Annotated in this window: 21 protein-coding genes and 1 riboswitch; of the genes, 1 reads left to right on the plus strand and 20 read right to left on the minus strand. The window is 50.7% G+C overall.

Annotation, left to right across the window (positions count from 1 at the left end):
- Position 1: 1 nt before the first annotated feature.
- The 20 genes from AC0WRU_RS23015 to AC0WRU_RS23110 all read right to left on the minus strand — a co-directional run bounded on the left by AC0WRU_RS23015 (position 2) and on the right by AC0WRU_RS23110 (position 20,160).
- Positions 2 to 1,456 (minus strand): cobyrinate a,c-diamide synthase, encoded by a 1,455-nt coding sequence (locus tag AC0WRU_RS23015; protein WP_476126440.1) that lies wholly within the window; start codon positions 1,454 to 1,456, stop codon positions 2 to 4.
- Entirely contained in the window at positions 1,449 to 2,537 is a 1,089-nt protein-coding gene (locus tag AC0WRU_RS23020) for a cobalt-precorrin 5A hydrolase (RefSeq protein ID WP_476126441.1), read from the minus strand. The genes AC0WRU_RS23015 and AC0WRU_RS23020 overlap by 8 nt, the downstream gene beginning before the upstream one ends.
- Positions 2,530 to 3,324, minus strand: coding sequence for a precorrin-4 C(11)-methyltransferase (gene cobM, locus AC0WRU_RS23025; protein WP_476126442.1), 795 nt, complete (start codon positions 3,322 to 3,324; stop codon positions 2,530 to 2,532). Before cobM ends, AC0WRU_RS23020 begins: the two co-directional genes overlap by 8 nt.
- Positions 3,321 to 4,037, minus strand: a complete 717-nt coding sequence (cobI, locus tag AC0WRU_RS23030; RefSeq protein ID WP_476126443.1) for a precorrin-2 C(20)-methyltransferase — start codon at positions 4,035 to 4,037, stop codon at positions 3,321 to 3,323. Before cobI ends, cobM begins: the two co-directional genes overlap by 4 nt.
- Before the next feature lie 31 nt (positions 4,038 to 4,068).
- Positions 4,069 to 5,325 (minus strand): precorrin-6y C5,15-methyltransferase (decarboxylating) subunit CbiE, encoded by a 1,257-nt coding sequence (gene cbiE, locus AC0WRU_RS23035; protein WP_476126444.1) that lies wholly within the window; start codon positions 5,323 to 5,325, stop codon positions 4,069 to 4,071.
- Positions 5,318 to 6,463: a cobalt-precorrin-5B (C(1))-methyltransferase gene (locus AC0WRU_RS23040; protein ID WP_476126445.1), complete on the minus strand. Its 1,146-nt coding sequence runs from the start codon at positions 6,461 to 6,463 to the stop codon at positions 5,318 to 5,320. The genes cbiE and AC0WRU_RS23040 overlap by 8 nt, the downstream gene beginning before the upstream one ends.
- 74 nt (positions 6,464 to 6,537) lie before the next feature.
- Positions 6,538 to 7,182: a precorrin-8X methylmutase gene (locus AC0WRU_RS23045; RefSeq protein ID WP_476126446.1), complete on the minus strand. Its 645-nt coding sequence runs from the start codon at positions 7,180 to 7,182 to the stop codon at positions 6,538 to 6,540.
- A 147-nt stretch (positions 7,183 to 7,329) separates the two neighbouring features.
- On the minus strand, positions 7,330 to 8,109 hold the full coding sequence (gene cobK, locus AC0WRU_RS23050) for a precorrin-6A reductase (protein WP_476126447.1): 780 nt from the start codon (positions 8,107 to 8,109) through the stop codon (positions 7,330 to 7,332).
- Positions 8,106 to 9,215, minus strand: a complete 1,110-nt coding sequence (locus tag AC0WRU_RS23055; protein WP_476126448.1) for a sirohydrochlorin chelatase — start codon at positions 9,213 to 9,215, stop codon at positions 8,106 to 8,108. The genes cobK and AC0WRU_RS23055 overlap by 4 nt, the downstream gene beginning before the upstream one ends.
- Positions 9,216 to 9,308: 93 nt before the next feature.
- Entirely contained in the window at positions 9,309 to 11,108 is a 1,800-nt protein-coding gene (gene cobJ / locus AC0WRU_RS23060) for a precorrin-3B C(17)-methyltransferase (protein WP_476126449.1), read from the minus strand.
- A 128-nt stretch (positions 11,109 to 11,236) separates the two neighbouring features.
- Positions 11,237 to 11,467 carry a hypothetical protein gene (locus tag AC0WRU_RS23065; protein ID WP_162472174.1) on the minus strand — a complete coding sequence of 77 codons (231 nt, stop codon included), beginning with the start codon at positions 11,465 to 11,467 and terminating at the stop codon, positions 11,237 to 11,239.
- Positions 11,426 to 11,609: riboswitch (cobalamin riboswitch) on the minus strand. Its footprint overlaps the gene before it by 42 nt.
- A gap of 57 nt (positions 11,610 to 11,666) precedes the next feature.
- Positions 11,667 to 12,221, minus strand: a complete 555-nt coding sequence (locus AC0WRU_RS23070; protein ID WP_025683983.1) for an LOG family protein — start codon at positions 12,219 to 12,221, stop codon at positions 11,667 to 11,669.
- Between the two features lie 171 nt (positions 12,222 to 12,392).
- Positions 12,393 to 13,238 (minus strand): uroporphyrinogen-III synthase, encoded by an 846-nt coding sequence (locus AC0WRU_RS23075; RefSeq protein WP_025683982.1) that lies wholly within the window; start codon positions 13,236 to 13,238, stop codon positions 12,393 to 12,395.
- Between the two features lie 101 nt (positions 13,239 to 13,339).
- Positions 13,340 to 14,491, minus strand: a complete 1,152-nt coding sequence (locus AC0WRU_RS23080) for a GerAB/ArcD/ProY family transporter (protein ID WP_476126450.1) — start codon at positions 14,489 to 14,491, stop codon at positions 13,340 to 13,342.
- A 40-nt stretch (positions 14,492 to 14,531) separates the two neighbouring features.
- On the minus strand, positions 14,532 to 14,756 hold the full coding sequence (locus AC0WRU_RS23085) for a hypothetical protein (protein WP_476126451.1): 225 nt from the start codon (positions 14,754 to 14,756) through the stop codon (positions 14,532 to 14,534).
- Entirely contained in the window at positions 14,749 to 15,969 is a 1,221-nt protein-coding gene (locus tag AC0WRU_RS23090; protein WP_476126452.1) for a Ger(x)C family spore germination protein, read from the minus strand. The genes AC0WRU_RS23085 and AC0WRU_RS23090 overlap by 8 nt, the downstream gene beginning before the upstream one ends.
- A complete protein-coding gene (locus tag AC0WRU_RS23095; protein ID WP_476126453.1) occupies positions 15,969 to 17,594 on the minus strand; it encodes a spore germination protein in 1,626 nt (541 codons plus the stop codon). The genes AC0WRU_RS23090 and AC0WRU_RS23095 overlap by 1 nt, the downstream gene beginning before the upstream one ends.
- A gap of 370 nt (positions 17,595 to 17,964) precedes the next feature.
- Positions 17,965 to 18,354: a hypothetical protein gene (locus AC0WRU_RS23100; protein ID WP_476126454.1), complete on the minus strand. Its 390-nt coding sequence runs from the start codon at positions 18,352 to 18,354 to the stop codon at positions 17,965 to 17,967.
- A 14-nt stretch (positions 18,355 to 18,368) separates the two neighbouring features.
- Complete coding sequence (locus tag AC0WRU_RS23105; protein ID WP_476126455.1) at positions 18,369 to 19,511, minus strand: hypothetical protein; 1,143 nt, start codon at positions 19,509 to 19,511, stop codon at positions 18,369 to 18,371.
- 313 nt (positions 19,512 to 19,824) lie between these two features.
- Positions 19,825 to 20,160, minus strand: a complete 336-nt coding sequence (locus AC0WRU_RS23110; RefSeq protein WP_476126457.1) for a YolD-like family protein — start codon at positions 20,158 to 20,160, stop codon at positions 19,825 to 19,827.
- Between the two features lie 346 nt (positions 20,161 to 20,506).
- Here AC0WRU_RS23110 and AC0WRU_RS23115 point away from each other — a divergent pair, with 346 nt between their 5' ends.
- Positions 20,507 to 21,010 carry a hypothetical protein gene (locus AC0WRU_RS23115; RefSeq protein WP_476126458.1) on the plus strand — a complete coding sequence of 168 codons (504 nt, stop codon included), beginning with the start codon at positions 20,507 to 20,509 and terminating at the stop codon, positions 21,008 to 21,010.
- Positions 21,011 to 21,071: the final 61 nt, after the last annotated feature.

Raw genomic sequence — 21,071 nt, forward strand, 5'->3', positions numbered from 1 at the left:
ATTACTGACCGTATGCCCTGCACTTTTCCACCCAGCGAACTGCCGCCTTGGGAAAAGAAGCGAGGTGGATATGCGTGTAGGCTGCCAACAGGTTACCCTTCGCATAGCCTTCGCTCTGGAGCCCGCGCATTCCCTTGGTCTGATAGGCATAAGGGAACGGGGAGGCTGATTCATCATAGGCCATCACGGAATAATGAAACTCATGACCCCGAATTGTCTCTCCAGCCTCCAGCAACAGACAATCCTGTAATGCAGTTGCTTCCCGGTATCCGAGCGCGGCCCGCTTGTCCTGCATCCGCACATCGGACGGGATCACTTCCGCCATGCTATGCACGGCACCGGAACAATCTGTAAGCGTACGCGCCAGCACCATGTAACCACCGCATTCGGCGAATACAGGCATATCCCGACTCACCGCGTTGCGGATATCTTCTAAAAAGCCCGTATTCGCAGCGATATCTGCGGCGAACTCCTCGGGAAAGCCGCCGCCCAGATATAGGCCGCTTGTACCCTCAGGTACGCGTTCTCCCGCCAGCGGACTGAAAAAGGAAAGTTCAGCTCCCGACTGACGCAGCAAATCCAAATTTTCCGGATAGTAAAAATTGAACGCCGCATCTCGGGCGACGGCAATGACCGGACGTTCCCCGGCTTCGGCTTGCTTCTCCGACGAAAGCCGATCCGTGGAAAATAACGGCTGCGCTGGCAAAGACAGCGGCGGAGCCGAGTCCGCCAGTGCCCGCAGCGCGTCCAAATCCGTGCCTGCGCGGATCAGCTCTGCCGCCCGTTGGAAGAGCGGTTCCAGCTCGCCGCGCTCGACAGCCGGGACCAAGCCCAGATGACGCTCGGGAATATCCAGCCCCTCGTCGCGTTGGAGCCAACCGAGCACGGGGATGCCGCACTCCTGCTCGATTGCCTTTTTGACGATGCCGTAATGCCCTTGACTTCCGCAGCGGTTCACGATTACACCCGCAATGCGCAGCTTCGGTTCCAGACGCTGGAAGCCGAGTACAATAGCCGCGGCGCTTCGTGCCATACTACGCACGTCGACCACCAGCAATATGGGGCTGTCCGTCAGCATCGCGATTTCGGCAGTCGAGCCGATGTTGCTGAGCGGGTCCTTGCCGTCATACAGCCCCATGACGCCTTCGATTACGGAAATATCCGCACCCTCGGAGGCGCGGATAAAGGTTTCACGCACCGTATCCGGCGAGGTCATCCATGAGTCGAGATTACGCGAAGGCGTTCCGGTCGCGGCGGTATGATAGGTCGGATCAATATAATCCGGCCCACACTTAAAGCCCTGTACCCGCAGGCCGCCGGCGGCAAAAGCCTTCATCAGCCCCAGGGTAACGGTCGTCTTGCCCGCGCCGCTGCCCGTTCCAGCCACGACGATGCGGCTTCTGCGTGCGCCAGCGGCCTGATCCGTCCGCACATCCTGCTTATTGCGGTCAGTCATAAGAAACCCGTGCTACGGAAATGGTCATGTTGCCGCTTTTTTTCTTCTCCAGCAGCCAATGGTCTGCACCGGAGGACAGCAAGGCCGAAGGCTCGCTGACACCGTACGCTCCTGTGTACTTGAAGACCGTTTCCGATGGATTGAGAAGCTGTACGGTGTTTAGCTCTGAAGGCGTATACGTCACCAGCTCCCAGCCATATTTGGCGCAAAGGGCAAGCAGGCCCTCTTCATTCTTTTTCAGATCAATGGTCGCAATATTGCGCACGCTTTTCACAGACAAGCGAAGCTCATTCAAGGTGTCCAGCACGCCAGCCTCCAGCTCCTCCACAGCAGTACCCCGATTACAGCCGATGCCGAGCACCAGACTTTTCGGACGATACAGCACACCATTCGTTAAGAACTGTTCCTCTTCCTCCGGCTCCAGCAGACGGTCGCTAACGACCAAGGCCGCATTAAACGGCTCTTGTGACGCTTCTGGCATCGAAGCATATACCTTGATATGGGCAGGCACAGGCTTGTCATAACGCCACCAGTTCCGTTCGCCTGTCTCTTGCACAAGCGCCACAGGCTCCTCATTCACAACAGCCGCGCTCACCGGAGTTGCCTTGTCGAAGCTGTCGACCACCCAACCCAATTCCCGACCCAACATGTCCACCGGAATCGTGCCCTGTACATCCGATGCAGTCGTAATCACCGGGCGTGCGCCGAGTACGGAGGCCACATGACGGGTCAGTTCATTAGCACCGCCCAAATGCCCGGACAGTACGCTAATGACATGCTCCCCGCGATCATCAATGACGACCACCGCCGGGTCTACCTTTTTATCCACTAGAATCGGTGCAATCATACGGACGACCGCACCGAGGGAAATAAATAAAATAATACCGTTATATTGCTTAAATAAATCCGGTAAAATCAGCTTAACCGAGCCTTCGAACAATTGAATGTCGCGCTCTTGCTCGTCACCCCGTTCAAACTTGGACATGTAATACACATCCGTGCCCGGAAAGCTGGCTCCTAAATTACGGACCATCTCCACTCCATGCTTCGTGATCGCCACAGCGGCAAATGGATTACTCACCGGGCTTCACTCCCTTTCGGTAGCCGTGGGTGAACGACTTATCATACAGCTTGGAACGATGCGCGTCCTTGTCCACCAGCCCCGGATCGAGCGCCCAGCCTGCCAAAATCATGGCATGCATCGTAATTCCTGCTGCGCGCAGATCGGCAGGCAATTGAGCGAGCGTCGTGCGCACGATCTTTTGGTCCGGCCAGGTTGCACGCTGCACAACCGCTACAGGCGTGTCCTCGCTCCAGCCTGCCGCCAAAAACTCAACGACCACTTTTTTCGCCAGCGTTGCACTGAGGAATAGGGCCACTGTACAGTGATGGGATGCCAGGTCGCGCAGCTTTTCCCGATCCGGTACAGGTGTACGGCCTTCGGCACGCGTCAGAATGACCGTCTGTGTCAGGTTAGGCACAGTTAGCTCTGCACCCAGCACCGCCGCAGAAGCAAAGACCGAGCTGACGCCTGGTACGATTTCGTATGCTACTCCGCGCTGCTTCAGCAACACCATTTGTTCCAAAATCGCACCGTACACTGCCGGATCACCTGTATGTACGCGAGCTACACTGCGTCCAGCCTGCACAGCCTCGCTCATAATCTCGACCTGCCGCTCCAGATCCATGCCTGAGCTTTGCAGTACCTGCGCCTCTGGCTTGGCCGTGGCAATCAACTCGTCGTTCACGAGTGAATCCGTGTACAATACCACATCGGCCGTGCGTAGAATCCGGGAGCCTTTGACAGTAATCAGCTCCGGGTCGCCGGGACCTGCTCCTACGATATATACTTTTGGCTCCAACGTCATTTGCTCACCACCATTAAACTCAAATATTCAAGCTCCTGTCCGCGCAGCTCACGTGCGTTACGCCATACCATTTCATAAGGAGAAGTGACCTTGGTAATGACAGATGCACGGTCCCCAAGATTGAGTTCATCCAGCACATCCAAAATCAAATCCAGCACCTTGGCAACCTTGATAAACACGACCGTATCGTGATTCTCAATCGCCCGCTTCATCGCTTCCCGATCCTCCGTAGCCGGAATAATACCGACCTGCTGATCTCCGTCTGCCAAAGGCAATTCCAGGGCCGCCGCTGCTCCCAACACGGAGGAAATGCCCGGAATAGATACAATCGGCACCTCGGGATGAAGCTCCTTCATGAGACGCGCCAAGTGAATAAAGGTACTGTACAGATTCGGGTCCCCCTCGGTGACAAAGGCAACATCCTTGCCTTCACGCAGCGCTTCCCAGCAGGCAACCACCGTTTTATTCCACTCCCGTTCCAGTACAACCGGGTCCTTGGTCATCGGGAAAATAAGCCCCAGCATCTCTTTTTCCTCCGGGTTTACGTACAGCTCCACGATTTCATGGGCATACGATTTGCCTCCCCGACGTTTTTTCGGATATGCCACAACTGCGCATTCCCGAATCATCCGGTACGCCTTGACCGTAATCAGCTCGGGATCACCCGGCCCTACGCCTACGCCGTAAAGTGTTCCTGTTGCCGCCGTATTCATGCTGTCTCTCTCCCCCTCTTGATCTACCAAATTACTCCCCTGCTACTTCGTCAGCCGCTTCCACCGACGGCCGCCCCGTAATGACATATATCGGATTCAGTCCGTCAAAACGCGTCATATTCAAAATCGGCTTGCTACGCGCTGTTTGCAGTAACGTCACCGAGGTTTCCAGCCCCGCTTCCTGCATCGCCTTCATGCCGTCATGCAGCGTCTCAATCGTTGCGGCATTCACTACAATTCGTCCATCCGTACGCAGACGGGAAGCGCACAGCCGAATCAGCTCCGCCAGTTCTCCACCGCTCCCGCCGATAAACACCGCATCCGGATCTGGCAGCTCTTCCAGTCCGGCAGGCGCTTTGGCGTGAATGACCGGAAAATCGGTGCGGAATTTGATCTTGTTCGCTTCCACATTGGCCAGATCGCCTTCGTTCTTCTCAATGGCAAACACTTGCCCGTACTTCGCCAGCCGCGCACACTCCACAGCTACAGAGCCGGACCCTGCACCAATATCCCATACGATGCTTCGCTCTGTCAGACGCAGCTCGGACAAGCTGAACACGCGCACTTCACGCTTCGTAATCAGCCCTTTTTCCGGCTTACGCTGGTGAAATTCTGCATCCTCGAAGCCAAATCCCCGACGAATTGCAGGCACGTCTTCACCCTTACGGCGGCGCAAAATAACCACATTCAGTGGTTGGAACGTTCCCTGCGCCATCTCTTCCAGCGTATAATGCCGATACGTCTCATCCGGTCCACCCAAATGCTCGCCGACAAAGGCATCATATTCCGTCATGCCATAATGCAGCAAATAGGCAGCGACTGCGGCGGGATGATTCCGGTCGTCCGTCAGCAACGCGACCTTGTCCTGTCCGTCGATCCGCTGCGCCAGCCCGGTCATTGGACGACCGTGTACGCTTTCCAGCACGGCATCCTGCCAGCTTTCACCCAGACGCGCAAACGCCAGTTGAACCGAGCTGAGATGCGGCAAAATATCCAGATGCTCAGCCCCCAGCTTGGCGGACAAATACCCTGCGATGCCAAAAAAAAGCGGATCGCCTGACGCGAGCACGACAATATCCTTGTCCTCACGCAAACGTCCCAATTCTTCTACCACGGCGGAGAAGCCGCTCTTTAATGTCCGTTTTTCCCCTGCGGCTGCCTTGAAAAAGGCCAGTTGGCGCTCTCCGCCAACCAGCACGTCCGCACGCTCGATTCGCTCCAGCGTCTCCTGCGACAGACCTGCCGCTCCATTTTCACCGATACCAATGACACGGATCACTCTACTCACCGACTCTCGCCCTCCCCAGCACATTCCCTTTCATCGTTACCAGTACCATTTCCACGACGATTCCACCACCTGCATGCTCCAGACAATGCTGACAGCCATAGGTGCACAGCTTTTCAAAAAAGCTCAGCGCATTCGCTTCGGTCATCATATCCGCCACTTGGGTAGCTGTATTCGCCTCGGCCACCGCCGCTGCAAGCGACTCGTCCACACCCGCTTCACGCGCGACCTCGGCCAAAAAGCCAAAGTCCACCGGAGCGCTCTTGGAATGAACCATCATGACACCTTGAGCGACCTTCGACAGCTTACCGGGCATGCCGACGAGAATAATCTTTTTCATTCCCAGCCGTTTCCCATGCTTGATCGCAAAGCCGACAAAATCGCCCATCTGAATAAAGGCTTCTTCCGTCAGTTGATCATACATTTGCATGGCATATTTTTCACTGCTGCCGCCTGTGGTCAGGACAATTTCCTTGCAATCCATCGCTTGCGCAACCGATATGGCCTGCACGACACTGGCTTTATAAGCCGACGTGGAAAATGGAACCACCACACCTCGCGTACCCAGTATGGAGATACCGCCAAGAATACCAAGTCGCCCATTCAGCGTCTTCTTGGCGATTTCTTCGCCGTCCGGCACGCTGATGACGACACGGACACCTTTGGCCGATCCGTGCTCCTCAAGCACGCCTGTCACAGCCTCCGTAATCATCCGGCGCGGCACCGGATTAATCGCTGCTTCCCCGACAGGCACAGGCAGGCCGGGCTTCGTCACCCGCCCCACGCCGATGCCGCCGTCAAGCTCAATGCCCGGCTCCTCGCGCCAGCTAACAGACGCGATAATTCTCGCCTGATGCGTCGCATCCGGGTCATCGCCACCGTCCTTGATCGTCGTGCAGGAAGCCTCGTCCGCGTTCAGCACAGGCTCGATCAGCTCAAACGCATGATCGAATCCCGCTGGCAGCGATATCACCGCTTCCTTCGGCGGAATGCCCGTGATGAGCAGTTGCACCGCTCCTTTGGCAACCGCAGCCGCACAGGCTCCGGTCGTAAAGCCTGACCGCATCGGCTTGTCCGACGCGGGAGCTTCACCGCTTTTCATCCGTTTGGGCCTGTCGGCGGACGCCGCTTCCTTTTCCATACCCATTCCTCCTTAACCTCACATGCTGATCATGCTCCAATTCATTTCATGATACAGCAAACGGACAACCGCATCTAGCGGACAGCCATTAAGGAAATCGCATTCAATGCCGCCACGACGATGGTACTGCCGCCCTTGCGCCCAATATTCGTAATGAACGGAATATCCAGCTTGCGCAGCTCGTCCTTGGATTCTGCCGCCGATACGAAACCGACAGGCATTCCAATCACCAGTCCGGGCTTGGCCGCTCCTTCTTTTACCAGACGAATCAGCTCCAGCAGCGCTGTCGGCGCATTGCCAATCGCATAAATACCGCCTTCACCTGCCTGAATCGCTTTGCGCATCGAAATGATGGCGCGTGTCGTATTCAGCCTTTTCGCTTCCTCCATCACGTCCGGGTCCGAAATGTACACATGCACATCTCCGCCAAACTGACGGATACGATCCTTGCTGAGTCCCGCCTGAATCATTTGCACGTCAGCAACGACCTGCTGCCCTGCACGAATGGCTGCAACCCCGGCTTCAATCGCCTTTGGATGAAACACCATGCTGCGGCCCAGCTCAAAATCAGCAGACGCGTGAATCACACGTTGTACGACTGGATATTGCGCTTCTGTAAAAGGATGCTCTCCCAGTTCTTCCGTGATCATCTCGAAGCTTTTGCCCTCAATCTCCTGCGGCTGCACCGTTAGCGGTTTAAAATCCGTCTTAAAATCCATCGTCTCGACCACTCCTTTATGGAAAATTAGTTTATATACGTATTTTAAGATGACTATATTTTAAATACACGCCAGAAAAAGTTCTGGATTTATCAAATTGACTGGGTTGTTAATTACCCGGATCGATCAGATTCACAGGGTCATAGTTCAGATCGAAGGGTCCACCTTGGTTGTGCGCAATGCGTCGATCACTCCGTCGAAATGATTAAATACGGTGCCAAATTCCACTTCCGGTCTGGAAATCAAAATAACATGAATGCCCAGCTCCAGCGCAGATTGAACCTTCTCATCTACCGCTCCCGTGCGTCCGCTTTCCTTGGTGACCATCACCGTCGTGCCGAAATGCTTGTACAATGCCTCGTTCATCTCGCGGGAAAAAGGTCCCTGCATGGCGATAATATTTTTTTGCTCCATGCCCAGCTCGCCGCATTTCTCCATATTATCCAAGCGTGGCAGCATGCGAGCGACCAGACGAATCTCCGGGTCTCCAAGCAAATGCTGGGTGAACGTGCCGAGCGTCTTGCTGCCTGTCGTAAGCATTACAGAGCCTTTGAGCTGCTTCGCTTCCAATGCGGCTTCCTCATAGGAGGGTACGATATGAAGCAACGGATGATTGTCATACACCAGCCCCGCACGCTCGTAGCGAATATAAGGAACACCGGATTCACGAGCGGCTGTCATGGCATTCGCATGTGCTTCTTCTGCAAAAGGATGACTGGCATCAACGATGGCCTGCACTCCCTGTTCCCGAACTACTGCTGCCATTTCATCGGCTGTCATTCGACCTGTACGTACGTCAAGCCCCACTTCGGACAAGCTGGCTGCCGCGCTTTCTGTTACGACGGAGGTCAGCACTTTGAAGCCATTGTCACGGATTTGCAGCGCCAATTCCCGAGCATCGCTCGTTCCGCATAGCATGAAAATCATGAGTCCTTCACCTGCCCGCCACCTGAAATCCCGCTTCCGTTCACAACAGACGGCGTATGTGAATGATCGTGGTGGTGTTCATGATCATGGTCATCATGGCTGTGCGCATGTACATGCTCGTGATTGTGGTCGTGATCATGTGAGTGTTCCTCATGATGATGATCGTGTCCATGCGCATGGTGGTCATGGTCGTGATGATCATGATGGTGATCGTGATGATCGTGGTCATGCCCGTGGTCGTGATCATGGTCGTGGTGATGATGGTGGTGCTCCTGCGCCTCCAGACGGAACTGGCAGTTATCGCAATTGGCCATGACCTTGCCAACCAAGCCTTCGTTGGCACGCTCCAACACCAGCTCGACCAATTGTGGATGGAACCCAAAATATCCGCCCATTTCCACTTGCAATGCAGGATGAGACTCCGCAAATTCCTCTGTCATTTCTCCGATACGCTTAATCAGCACACCCGTGAATAGAAAGTATGGAAGCACGATGATTTTTTTAGCGCCTAGACGTAGACAACGCTCCAAGCCATCTGGAAATGAGGGTTGTGTCACACCGATAAAGCTGCTCTCCACCCACGTATACGGGAGTTTTTCCCACAGCATACGGGTAATTTTGAAAAAGTCGCTGTTCGCATCCGGATCGCTGCTTCCGCGTCCCAGCACCAGCACAGCCGTTTCTTCATCCGTCACCTCGGCAGAAGCCTCCACAGCGCTATCCATACCGGCTGGAACCGCAACCGGACGGGCCTCTTTCAAGCGGCTTTGCAGAATGCTGACGATTTTTTCGTGAACGCCAATCGGACGTCCGTATACAAATTCCACCTGCGGATATTTCGCCTTTGCCCGGTCAATAGCCATCGGAATATCAATTTTGGCATGTACCGCTGCGAACAAAATAATCGGAATAAGAACGACACGCGTCGCCCCTTTTTCCACACATGTCTGCACTCCTTCGGCAATGCCGGGACGTGCCAACTCCAAGAAACAGGTTTCCACGCACATATCCGGTACCCGATCTGCCACCGCCTGTGCAAATTCCATCAGCTCCTGATTCCCCTCCGGGTCTCGACTTCCATGTCCAACCAACAATATTGCATTCACTGCTGTATTTTCCTCCTCATCAATAGGGATAACCTGCAAGACGCCCTATTTTATCTGTATGCTTACATCCATAAAAACAGGCTTTCTAGCGCATTAATCGCCGCAGACGGCATTCACTTCTACTGTTGCAGGCGCATCTTCATGCCGAAAACCCGCTACCACGCCCACACGCTTGAAAAATTTATGAAAACGCTCGTTCGGATGCCCTTTTTCCTTATATTCAGCGACGACGTTCTCAACGATATCCGTAATCTGATCCCCCGGAATGCCCTCCGCTACAGGTTGAGCGGCATGAGCGTTGCGTCCGAATTTTTTGCCGCCGAGGAACAGATCGTATCCACCCTTGCGGTACACAATCCCGATATCCTCCAGCACCGCTCCATAGCAGGCCATACCGCAGCCGTTCAAAGCAATGCTCGTTTCCTTGGGTGCCTGCAATCCGCCCAGTACAACCTGTAGATGCTCTGCCACAGGCACAGCATCATCCTTCTCCATATTGCAGAAGTCGCACGCCTTCACCTTAAACACATCGCCAATCGGCATCACGATGAATCGTTCATCCCGTAGCCGCCCTACCAGCTCCTCCGGGTCTGCGCATGGCACGCGCAGCACGATCTGGTGATCCGGCGTATACTCCAGCTCGCCTTCATCACCCGCTACCTCGGCGAGCAGCGCCATCTGGTGAGCGGTGAACTTCTTGTTTCCCACGCCGGGGGAAACGCCCACCTCAAACAGCGCAGGCTTGCCAAAGCTACCTGTCGCTGTCCCGGCCGTAGCCACCGCTCCGGCGGTGCTCACGGCGGGCGCTTGCCCGCTCCAGCGCGCGCTCGCTGCGCCCGGCAGCTTGCCGCCCGCAGCGAGGCGGCTCAGCGCCTCCGCTGCCAGCGATGCCGGGGCCACCCCGGCTTGCACGGCAGCCACCGCTTGCGGGCGTGCCTGCGTTGCCACCGCAGCAGCGCCGCTCGCGGAAGGAGCGGGGGCGGTCCCGCCAGCACCCGCGGGGGCTGGCACTGCGGGTGCAGCGCCTGCCTGCGACGCATTCAGCGCGCGATCCTCTTGCGCGCCCAGCGACCACGGCTCCGCTTCCGTGCGGAGCCGCTGATGCGGCTGGAGCGCCTGCTCGGACGCATCCAGCGTATACTTGCGCTGATACCCGCGCGGCGTCACGATCAGACCGTCATACACCATCGTCGAGGAATTGCCGATGATGACGGTCGTCAGCATACCGATATCATGGTTGAGCATGTCCTCCAGCGTCGTCACAATTACTTGCTGACGGTCGCGATAAGCACTCTTGACCAGCCCTACCGGAGTCTGCGGATCACGGTAGCGCAGCAAAATGGACTGCGTCTCAACTATCTGGCGTGTACGCCGACCACTGCGCGGATTGTACAGTGCAATGACAAAATCCGCCGAAGCTGCCGCTTCTACACGCTTCACAATCGTTTCCCAAGGGGTCAAATGGTCACTCAGACTGATCGTGCATGCATCATGCATGACGGGCGCACCCAACAGCGAAGCACAGGACTGAATCGCCGATATTCCCGGCACGACTTCTACCTCAACCCCGTCCTCACGACGCCAGCCCTTTTGCATCAGCACTTCGTACACTAGCCCGGCCATGCCATATACGCCTGCGTCTCCACTGGAAATGACGGCTACCTTCTTGCCCATCTCCGCCTGTCGAACCGCCTCCTGCGCACGGCTCACTTCCTCTGTCATGCCTGTGCGAACAATCTCCTGTCCATTCAATAACGGACGGATCAGATCTACATAGGTGTTGTAACCGATAATGACCTCACTCTCGGCCAGCGCATCCAGCGCCCGTTTGGTGATATGTTCCATATCCCCCGGTCCGAATCCAATCACGAGCAATTTTCCTAATCGGCTCATCGTTATCCTCCTTCTTAAATCCAGGCTATGTTTTCCACACTTCTATCTATTCCACTTGTATATGGACATCCTGTAACTCAAAAAAACCCATCCTCCCCGGATGGGTTTCCTATGTACACATCGTATCATCAGACGGACACAGCATAAGAAGACAGACACTTCTTGTCTCCCGCCATCGTGCCGTTGCTTTCCATCTGCCTGTTCACGCTTGAACGCTTCTGCACGTTCAGATCCACGCAAACCTGTAACCAACATGGAAAAAGCAACGTGCGCCTGATTTCCTGATTTCGTACACCCGTCCTCTCCGCGAAGGTTAACGGTGCATACAGATCAAGGTAGGTCTCCTGGCTCGGCATCAACAGATTTTTTCGCCTTCCCCGGTTTCTCACGAGTGACGTCTGAAAAAATCCTCTTCCTTACAGTGGCGGGACCGCTCGGGACTTGCACCCGATTCCCTGTTACCCTTTGCTATCACAAAGGCACCTTGTCTGTCCGCTATTTGATTATGGGTCTTATCATAACCTTGCCTCAATCAGTTGCGCAAGCATGAAAAACGCTTTATTTCAAGTTTTCCGCCTTGTTTTTTAGCATATGCAGCAATTCGTCCGGGTCCGCAGAGATACTCAGCAGCGCTGGATGGTCAACTCCGGTAAATCCCTCACGCACACTATGACGCACCATTTCCGCCAACGGGTCAAAATATCTGTTCACATTCAGCAGCCCGATAGGCTTGCGATGAATGCCGATTTGCCCCCAACATAGTACCTCGAATAGCTCCTCAAATGTTCCCAATCCGCCCGGAAGGGCAATGAATGCGTCAGCCTTTTCGCTCATCACCGCTTTGCGTTCATGCATGCTCGCCACCTCAATAAATTCGGTAACTCCCCGGTGAATGATCTCTGCATCGAATAACAGGGTCGGCATAATCCCGGTGACCTGACCGCCCCCTGCCAGCATCGCATCCGCGACCTCGCCCATCAGCCCCTTGCTGGAGCCTCCATAGATCAGACGAACATGATGTCGGGCCATAGCCTCTCCAAGCTTGCCTGCCTCCTGAAGATATACCGATGAATGTCCGGGTCTGGACCCGGCAAAGACACAAATGGAATTCATAACGTCTCAGCTCCTGTTCTGGTATCCAGCATCGAGGCTTTTTCATTATATTAAATAAATATTTTCGCTATAACAAAAACTTCTGTCGATGCATGTCCAACAAAAAAAGATAAAGACCCTGTAGGCCCTTATCTTCATTTTACCCTTTATCGCAAGGATATGGGGTAGTTTTCAGTTCACTACTTCCAGACCGCAGCCATGCGCCGAAGCGCTATGCTCAAAATATCTTCCCAGCTCCACCATCATCGCGCCCATTCGTTCCTCCACCGGAAACACGATCCGTTCAATCCCTTCCTCCAAAATGGACTGCGCCGTCACCTTGCCTACCGACACAGCGATCACATCCTGACGAAAAGCTTCCAGCACGTCTTCCATCTGCTTCTGTTCCCTCGCATATTGAGCCAAAAAGCGGATTTGTGGACCGCTGGTGAACGTAACTGCATCCACATTGCGGTTCAGGATATCCTGTAGCAATGCTTGCAAATTTGCCTCCTCCGGCGGAATATGCTTATAGGGAAGCACCTGCCGGGTAACTGCGCCTTGCTCGTCCAGCCACTTCACCAGCCGGGGGGCTGGATCACCATGTAGCTGCAACAGCACTTCCTTCCCCTTCAGATCGTACGGAGCAAAGGCCTGCGTCAACCCGATCAAGCTTCCGTCCTCGTCCCGTACAGCGGGCGTAAAGCCACGCTTTTTGAGTCCATTGACCGTTTTGTAGCCCCGCGCTGCAATGTTCGAGGAATGTAATAGCTCCAAAATCTGTTCTGCTACTTCCATATCCTCCGCCATATCGAACAGCGCGTCCAGCCCCATGCCTGTCGTGAAAATGTTCCAGTCCGGCGGCTGCTTCACCCACGATACAATAGCATTACGCAGCTCGATATCGTCCAGAAAAACCGTACCCTGGGCCGGACGTAGCACCGGCTCGCCCCCCATTTTTGTAACCAGCAGCGCCATTTCGTCTGCTTTACGGGGACCGGCAAGGGCGACTCTCTTGCCTGCCATGCGTTGGGCCATCCTGTTTCCCCCCTTGTAGAAGTCATACTCCTTTCTACCAAGTATACAATCAAGGAGCTAAAAGACAAATAAGAATTGCTTTTCCGATGGATATAGTAAGCTTATAATTCGACTTGTCTTTCTCCACTTCCCTGCTGGCTCTCCTGTTTCCTCTTATCCTGCTCACCACCAGATGGCTCATCACCGTCATTTTTCTCTTTACGTTTGGGCCTAATCACCAGCCATAGCACAAAAGGCATAAGCACAAAGAAAATAATCATGACCATGGTCCATTCCCGGCTAAAGTCATAGATTTGGACAACGTTGGAGAACAGCATAAAGGAACAGACATAACCCAACAAACCGATTGGCCATACAATCAAACTCCCCCAGGCAGGAGCAAACATACGCTTTACAGTCAAACTGATAACGTATAGTTCGAACCCTATCTTTGTAAGCAGGGTTGGCACAGTAAGAGCGACTATAAACAAATCGAACCGATCCAGAAAATCCGATAGCTGCAACTGACGCACCAGTTCATAGGAAGGATAAAACAGCCGTGACAAAATGGGAATCCCGGTTACCAGTTCTGTCAGCATCACAATCATGATCATAAAAACGGTCCCTATCAGATGTCCAAGCCATGCACTGCGGGGATTATAATTTCTCCCGGAAATCACAAAGGGCAACATCATGATGTCCGCCATATAACCCAACATGCGCCAGCTTCCTTTGGCAACTCCACCTACATCCGGATGTAAAAATGGTCTCAGCACCGAAAAATCCATATTACGCCCGAAAAATAGTAGCAAGGTCAACAGGGTCAGGATCAACACTGGCGCGAAAATTTCCCCCATATTTACAATAGTGCTAATTCCCCCCTTAGCCATAAACACTAAAGTTAGCAGCAGAATCAGGGAAATCACGACAATCGGGGTCAGCGGTAAAAGCGCAATCTCCACAAAATCCGTAATAATTCTCAAATCCCGCGCAAAAATGATCAGGAACAGGATGAGATACACCGAGAGCAGCATACGCCCCAGCACGGGATGAGAGCTCACCACGGCCTGAAGCAGATCCTGATCGGGAAAACGCTGACTGAGCTTCAGCATCGCCCAGATCGGCAGGCATAACACGATGGCTGCAACCGCACAGGTCCAATAGGCATGCTGATGCGCATAATCTGCTGCCTGCGCCGGAGCATGTACAATGGTAATACTGACCTCCAGCAATACACCAAGCAGCACGATTTGTCTGGTTGTGAACTGTTTCATGCAGGTACATCTCCTTTTGCCCACAGGCATCTTGCACTCGTTACAACAAAGGGGGCAGCCACATATCAATAAAACGGGTCAGCCATGTAGCCACATAGACTTTACTGTTTGTCGATGTTCCGTAGATCCAGATGCCGATGCTAAGAGCGTACAATACACGTGAGATCCAGCGGTTGACAGCAGGTGCGGCGTTCAGGTTTTTACGGTCAATCAGATACATGAAGATGATCGCCAGCACCAAGGGCAGCAGAAACACTTTATTCATTCTGGAGTTGCTCCTTCTTGATCCCGAATGGCTTGGTAACTACACCGATATTTTCTATATGCACCACCGGTTTTATGGTGACTTCCACCTTGGGGTACAACTGATCCCAGCGAGGTTTAATCCGTTCCCATTCATTCGGAAGGCTCGTAATGATCACCCGGCCCAAACCAAGCACATCAGAATGATATTTTTGTTGAATAACCCGGACAGCCTCTCCCAAATCCTCCTTGATCTTACGTTCTACCTGCTGCTCCAGCCACTTCAAGTTTGCTTCGTTGGAAATATCGAAAGTCGTCTCATTCTCCTTTACATTTCCGTTACAGTTCAGTTGAATGTTCATCCGGATATCATCCCCATGAACATAGGGTTTGATATGAACGCTGTTTTCGATGAGATGCACGGACAGATAACCACTTCCCTTGGGAGGGGTTATAAATACTTCCGTATCCTTGGCCTGGTCCATACCCAGCAGCAAAAACCGACTTAGATGGTTATCTATAATGCCGGTTACTCTGTCCTTACGAAATACAGCCAGCCCATCAACCTGAATATTCGTCTTTTTGTCCTTCAAGTTAGAGGGGCCGTTCTTCACCAGGGACATCACTGGCACAGCAGGGTCAATGCCCTCCAGCAGAATAGAATTCATCAGCAGCTTGATAGAACGGGGCTTTTTCATATAGGAGTAGTTCAGCTCGCGCACCATTTCTGCCGGATATTGCTCAATCGGTGCATCCGCCTGAAGCACATCCAGCGCCGATCCCTTCGTGATGACCACCAGAGCAGACAGACGGTTCTGCGGAAGACGCGCCAATACATCCATCATATTGCTGACCCCTTCCCGTGCCAGTTCTTCGCTAAACAACAGCACCCGGCGATGAGAATAATTCAGCGTTCGTGATACGCCCCGCTGTTCCTCGGTACTTGCGCCCCGAAAGCTGGGGCCTGTTCTGGACTCCAGATAGTAGGATTTGGTTCCGCTTGTCCCTCCTCCGCCTCCTGTGCTTCCCGAGGAGCCGAGCTGTCCAGGGAGCGCAATCTGCATCGTTACCCGGTATTGATCGCCTTCCTTATCCAGCCCGGTTCCCATCACAAAGGCCACATCGTTCACCTCACGACGATCCCAGCATCCCCCCAAAAGAACAGAACAGAGCAACAGACAGCTGATCACAGCCGCTTTACGTATTTTCCCTGCATCAGACCCTCGGGGCTTCATCACCATCCCTCCTCGGTTGTCGGCGATCCATTCATCTTTTCTTTCGCCCGCTTGTTGTTGCCTTTCCCAATCCATGAAGGACGTTTGGTCATTTTCCACCAAGGCGCACGAACGACGATATCCTTTTGATCCATATGTTTGTACGGGCTATATCCGCTCATATAAGGCACGCCAAACGACGTTAGGTTGGTTAAATGCGTAGCAATCAGCGTTGTCGCGATTGCGATTCCAAACAATCCGAACGCCCCCGCCATCAGCATGATCGGAAACCGCAGCAGACGAACCGTAATCGCAAAGTTAAAACGCGGAATGGTAAACGAAGCAATACCTGTGAGCGACACGATAATGACCATCGGCGCCGATACAATCCCCGCCTGTACGGATGCCTGCCCGATGACGAGCGCGCCGAGGATACTGACAGCCTGACCGACCGTTTTGGGGAGACGAATCCCCGCTTCTCGCAACGCCTCAAAGGAAACCTCCATCATCAATGCTTCCACCAAGGCGGGGAAAGGAATGGATTCACGTGCTGCGGCAATGCTCAAAATGAGTGTCGTCGGCAGCATGTCATGGTGATAGGTCGTGACCGCTACATATAATGCAGGCAGGAAAAGAGCCAGGAGGAGAAAAAGATAACGAATCCAGCGCACCATATTACTGATAAAAAAGCGCTCGTAATAGTCTTCGCTGGCCTGAAGCATCTGCCACATCGTCACTGGCCCAATCAGGGCAAAAGGTGTCCCATCCACAAAAATGGCAAAATGTCCCTCCAGCAATTGCGCAGTGACGGTATCCGGCCGTTCCGTATATTCCATTTGCGGAAACGGCGAAAACGGATGATCTTCAATCAGTTCCTCGATATATCCAGTCTCCAGTAAACCATCAATTTCGATATCGCTGAGCCTTTTTTTAACATCCTCCACCAGCTTCGGATCTATAATGCCTTCAATATAGGTAAGCACTACGCTTGTCTTAGTCTCTGTACCGAGCGTCATGCTGTACATTTTGAGCATCGGCGTCTTTAGCTTGAAACGTAGCAGCGCCGTATTAACGCGAATCGTTTCCGTGAAACCTTCACGTGGACCACGAATAACCGACTCGGTCTGCGGCTCCTCTACTCCACGACGAACGCCTCCCTTGGCGCTGAAAATATAAGCACGGGGCGTACCCTCCACGAACAGAGCTGCATTGGCATCCAATATGGCTTCCGCTACCTTATTCCATTGATCCATCGTTTTGGTCTGGGACATGGAAATACGAGTTTCATCCAGCGGCTCCAATTGCCCGTTCACTTCAGGGTCCTTGAGCATCATGCCCAAAATGACGGGCCGCAGGATATGATCCTGCAAGTCTTCTGATTTCACCGTGCCTTCCAAATAAGCCAACAGCCCCTTGCGGTCAGGGGAAATCATCAGCTCGCGATAAACAACATCCGAGCAATCCTTGAAAATATCGCGCAATGCGGTCAAATTGTCTTCCAGACTGCTCCGCAACGGCTGTTCCAGCCACGGCGGTTCAGGCAGGCCCTTAAGAACACGGGAATCTCGCGCCTTGCGGTCCGGGGCCGGAACCGCTCTTCGGCTCCACGGCAATCTCGGCAACTTGGGAAAGCGTCCTTTCTTCATCGTTATTTCCCCCTTTACGAATGAGCCGGATAGGTAATATAACATGTAGGATGTACCAGCCCGCACAGGATTATGTATCCAACGGGCTCAGCATGTTGAACAGATGACAAAAAGACCCTGCACTTATGGAGGCCACTGAAAAACTGTTGATTTCCGAAAATACAAAGATTTTTGGGGTACAAATATGTCTCCCTGAACGCGAAACGAGCCTTAGAAGCGATTCTAGAGGCTCGTTTTTCTTTGGATATTCTCTTACTCTCAACAATGGGGACTTTTTCAGTGGCCCCCACTATAGGCAGGGTATTTCGTTTTTATTTTGAGTATTCACTTACTTCAAACGTAAGGATACGATATTTGCTTATGATAGCTTCTATTTTTCCATTAATTTATTGAATATCTCTCTATCTTCGGAAGTAAAGTCGGTAATCCGTTTCTTTTGCTCGTACGTGTTGGTACTTGAATCCAATTTGATGAAGCCATTTTCCCCAACCACATATACGATATTTTTTTTTATCTTATATGACACAATATTATCAACAGCTTTTTCCGTTGGAGCAGCAAGATGATTATAAAGTATTAAACAGTTGTCCCGCCCCCCTCTCAAAATTTGAAAAGTCCCGTCACCAAAATATTCTACGGTATCTTTGCCATCTGGGTATTTATAGTTCGTATTATCCGCAAAATTTACTAGAAAAATTATAGTAGTAGTTATAACTAGTAGAGAGACCAAGATCAAAATAAAGATATATCTAAACTTCATCTGCAATTCACACCTCACTTCCAGGCTTTTCTTGTATCAGTTACTGTTACATAAGACGTATACTCATTGAGTGTTCCCCATGATTCCATTATATTTGTTAGATTGGCCGCAGCCCAACCGAGTTTGTTGTTCCCAGTAAACATTCGTTTAAAATTATACTCGAAATTATAATTATCATAATAAATTGTGGTAATTTTCCATTGCCCGTCAACGTAATCCCCATTTATTTCATAATACATGTTGTGAAAAGCATTATATAAATCTCTATCACTTTCTAATTTCGCAGATCCATTATAAGAAAAACTTTTAACTTTTTTACCATTAGCTTTTTTGACTTCATCATTAACTATTGCGATGTGCTCTTTAGACTTTTTAATTTGCTGCGCCTCATATGACCACTCGTTAAAGTGTAAATGTCCTGGTTTGTAATCAAGTGAATGTTGAAGTAAATTGGCCGTGATGTCCCCGTACTTCTTTCGAGCTATAGGAACAGCTACTAATGCAAATGCTTTACGATCAGGATAATGTATTACAGTATCTGTCGAATCTTTTACCTTCTCTGCGCCTCGCACCCAAGCCTTTTCTAGTTCTACCATAGGATTTTCAAACGGAAAAGTATTATTTCCTGCATACACTAACATATTCTTACTATATGCACCTTCCAGTACTTTTTGCGAGACATCAGACTGATCCTTTTCTCTTGTTTCCTTAGGTTCTAACTGAGGACTGTATTGAATTTTTCCCAATTGATCTTCTTTTTGTTTTAAAACAAGTTCAAACTCAAGGATCTCTTTGCTGGTATCAATCTGTTCTTGATACTTATCTACATATGCGTGTGTAAACGTAATATCTCGGATTGTGTTTTCATTTCTCACGATTTGGATATTACATTTGCGATAGTAATCCTCACTATCAGGTTTATATTCTGTGTTTGCCCATGTATACAGCATGTTGGAATTATCCGCATTGTCTATAACTGGAGGAAGCGAATGAAGCGGAATTTTGCTTCGAATATGTAGCGAATGAGCCAAGTTTGGAGACTTAGCTGAAAGGTTTATGGAACTATTATTCTTATAAGTAAAGCCAATGATCTCACCTTTTACAAACTCGATTGGTTCACCACCGGATTTGCGTTCTATTCTTAATGAAATGCTCATTGAAATAATCTCCTCTGTTAATTTAATCTAGTTTTGTAGGAAATATTTGTGAAAAGATAATTTCCAAATATTAATATATACGAAAAATATTAAATAGTAAACATATTTTCAACTTGATAAAGGACGTAAAAAAAGCACCGGTTACTTGGAGGCCACTGAAAAACTACCTGATTTTTAAAAACACCAAAACTTTAGGGGGTCAAATATGATTCCCCAAACGCGAAACGAGCCTTAGAAGCGATTCTAGAGGCTCGTTTTTTTGACGTTTTTTATTAAAGAGACTTTTTCAGTGGCCTTTTTACTTGGGGACCTTTTATGTACTTGCAGAAATAATATCCTCCAACTTAACCCAACTATAATCATCTTCCCCCCGAAACAGTTTTACTTCTCTTCTGCTGGTGTTAGTGGATGTTACTACACCAGTCATAACCTTATCGTCGAACGGGCTAAAAACCACCAGCGTGACGGCTGTACGTGAGTTGTAAGAGTCTATAAGCGCCTGCTCGATCAATCGCACCTCTTGGTCGTCGAGTTCTGGTTTGCCGCGCCGCTGACGGTCTTTCATTAGACGCAAATAAGCCTCTTTATGCTCCGGTATAATGATGCGCGAGCTTTCCCAAATTCCATTGCCTTCAAGTTTTTTAGACATGTATGTAGCCTCCTGATGTGGTATGCACAAATTATATTTCGAACACACGTTCCTCTACAAGGTATATCTTTTCCAGAACACAAAAAAATAAACCTCAGATCAATCCGAGGCTTAATATTCCGTATATCTATTTGCAGCCACTGGGGGCGTGACGATCTTCTGTTCCCTGTCCCAGCCCTCTATAATGACTATATCCCGCAATGAGGACTTATATCAGCCCACAAAATTTAGTCGTCTTTCTTTGCCTGTATGTCTCCTGTAAAGGAAATGACGGAAAATACCGATACATATATTACAGATGAAAAAGCAAATACCGTAGCCGATGCGGATTTATTGGAGATTATATATGACCGCTACATCAGACATTTTATGGATTGTACTTACTTGGATTTTTTCGATTCTAATTGTTTATCCTTTCAAGGTGTTAGTGCGATGGTTAGTAGGATTTTTAAAATTAAGAAATATCAATACTTCTTTTATTACTTTTGGTGTACTTACTTTGTCGTATCTTATACTTATTACACTTAGATCACAAACAATAGTAGATATACTTAAAAGTGTTTTATTTACTATTCCTATTTTCGTGCTATATTTAGTAATTGACCTTCAAAAAAGTAATGAACATAGTAAATTTATAAAGCTTATTTATCATCCTGCAGTACAAATAACTGTTTCCGTCCTTATGTTTATTGCTGTTCTAGCTTTCTACTCTCAACAATTACATGACGCTCTCTATATAAAGTCATTGTTGATTGCTACAGTTTATATGTTCGTCATTCTTAGAGGGAGAACTAAGAAAATAAGAAAAGTTAAAAATAACGAAGATAAGGGAACTTCATCTCCTGCGTAAAACGGATATGATAACATATGAATATAATAAAGCATTAATTAAAGTGATTCGGAACAGATAA

It is taken from the genome of Paenibacillus sp. 1-8 (assembly GCF_056316205.1).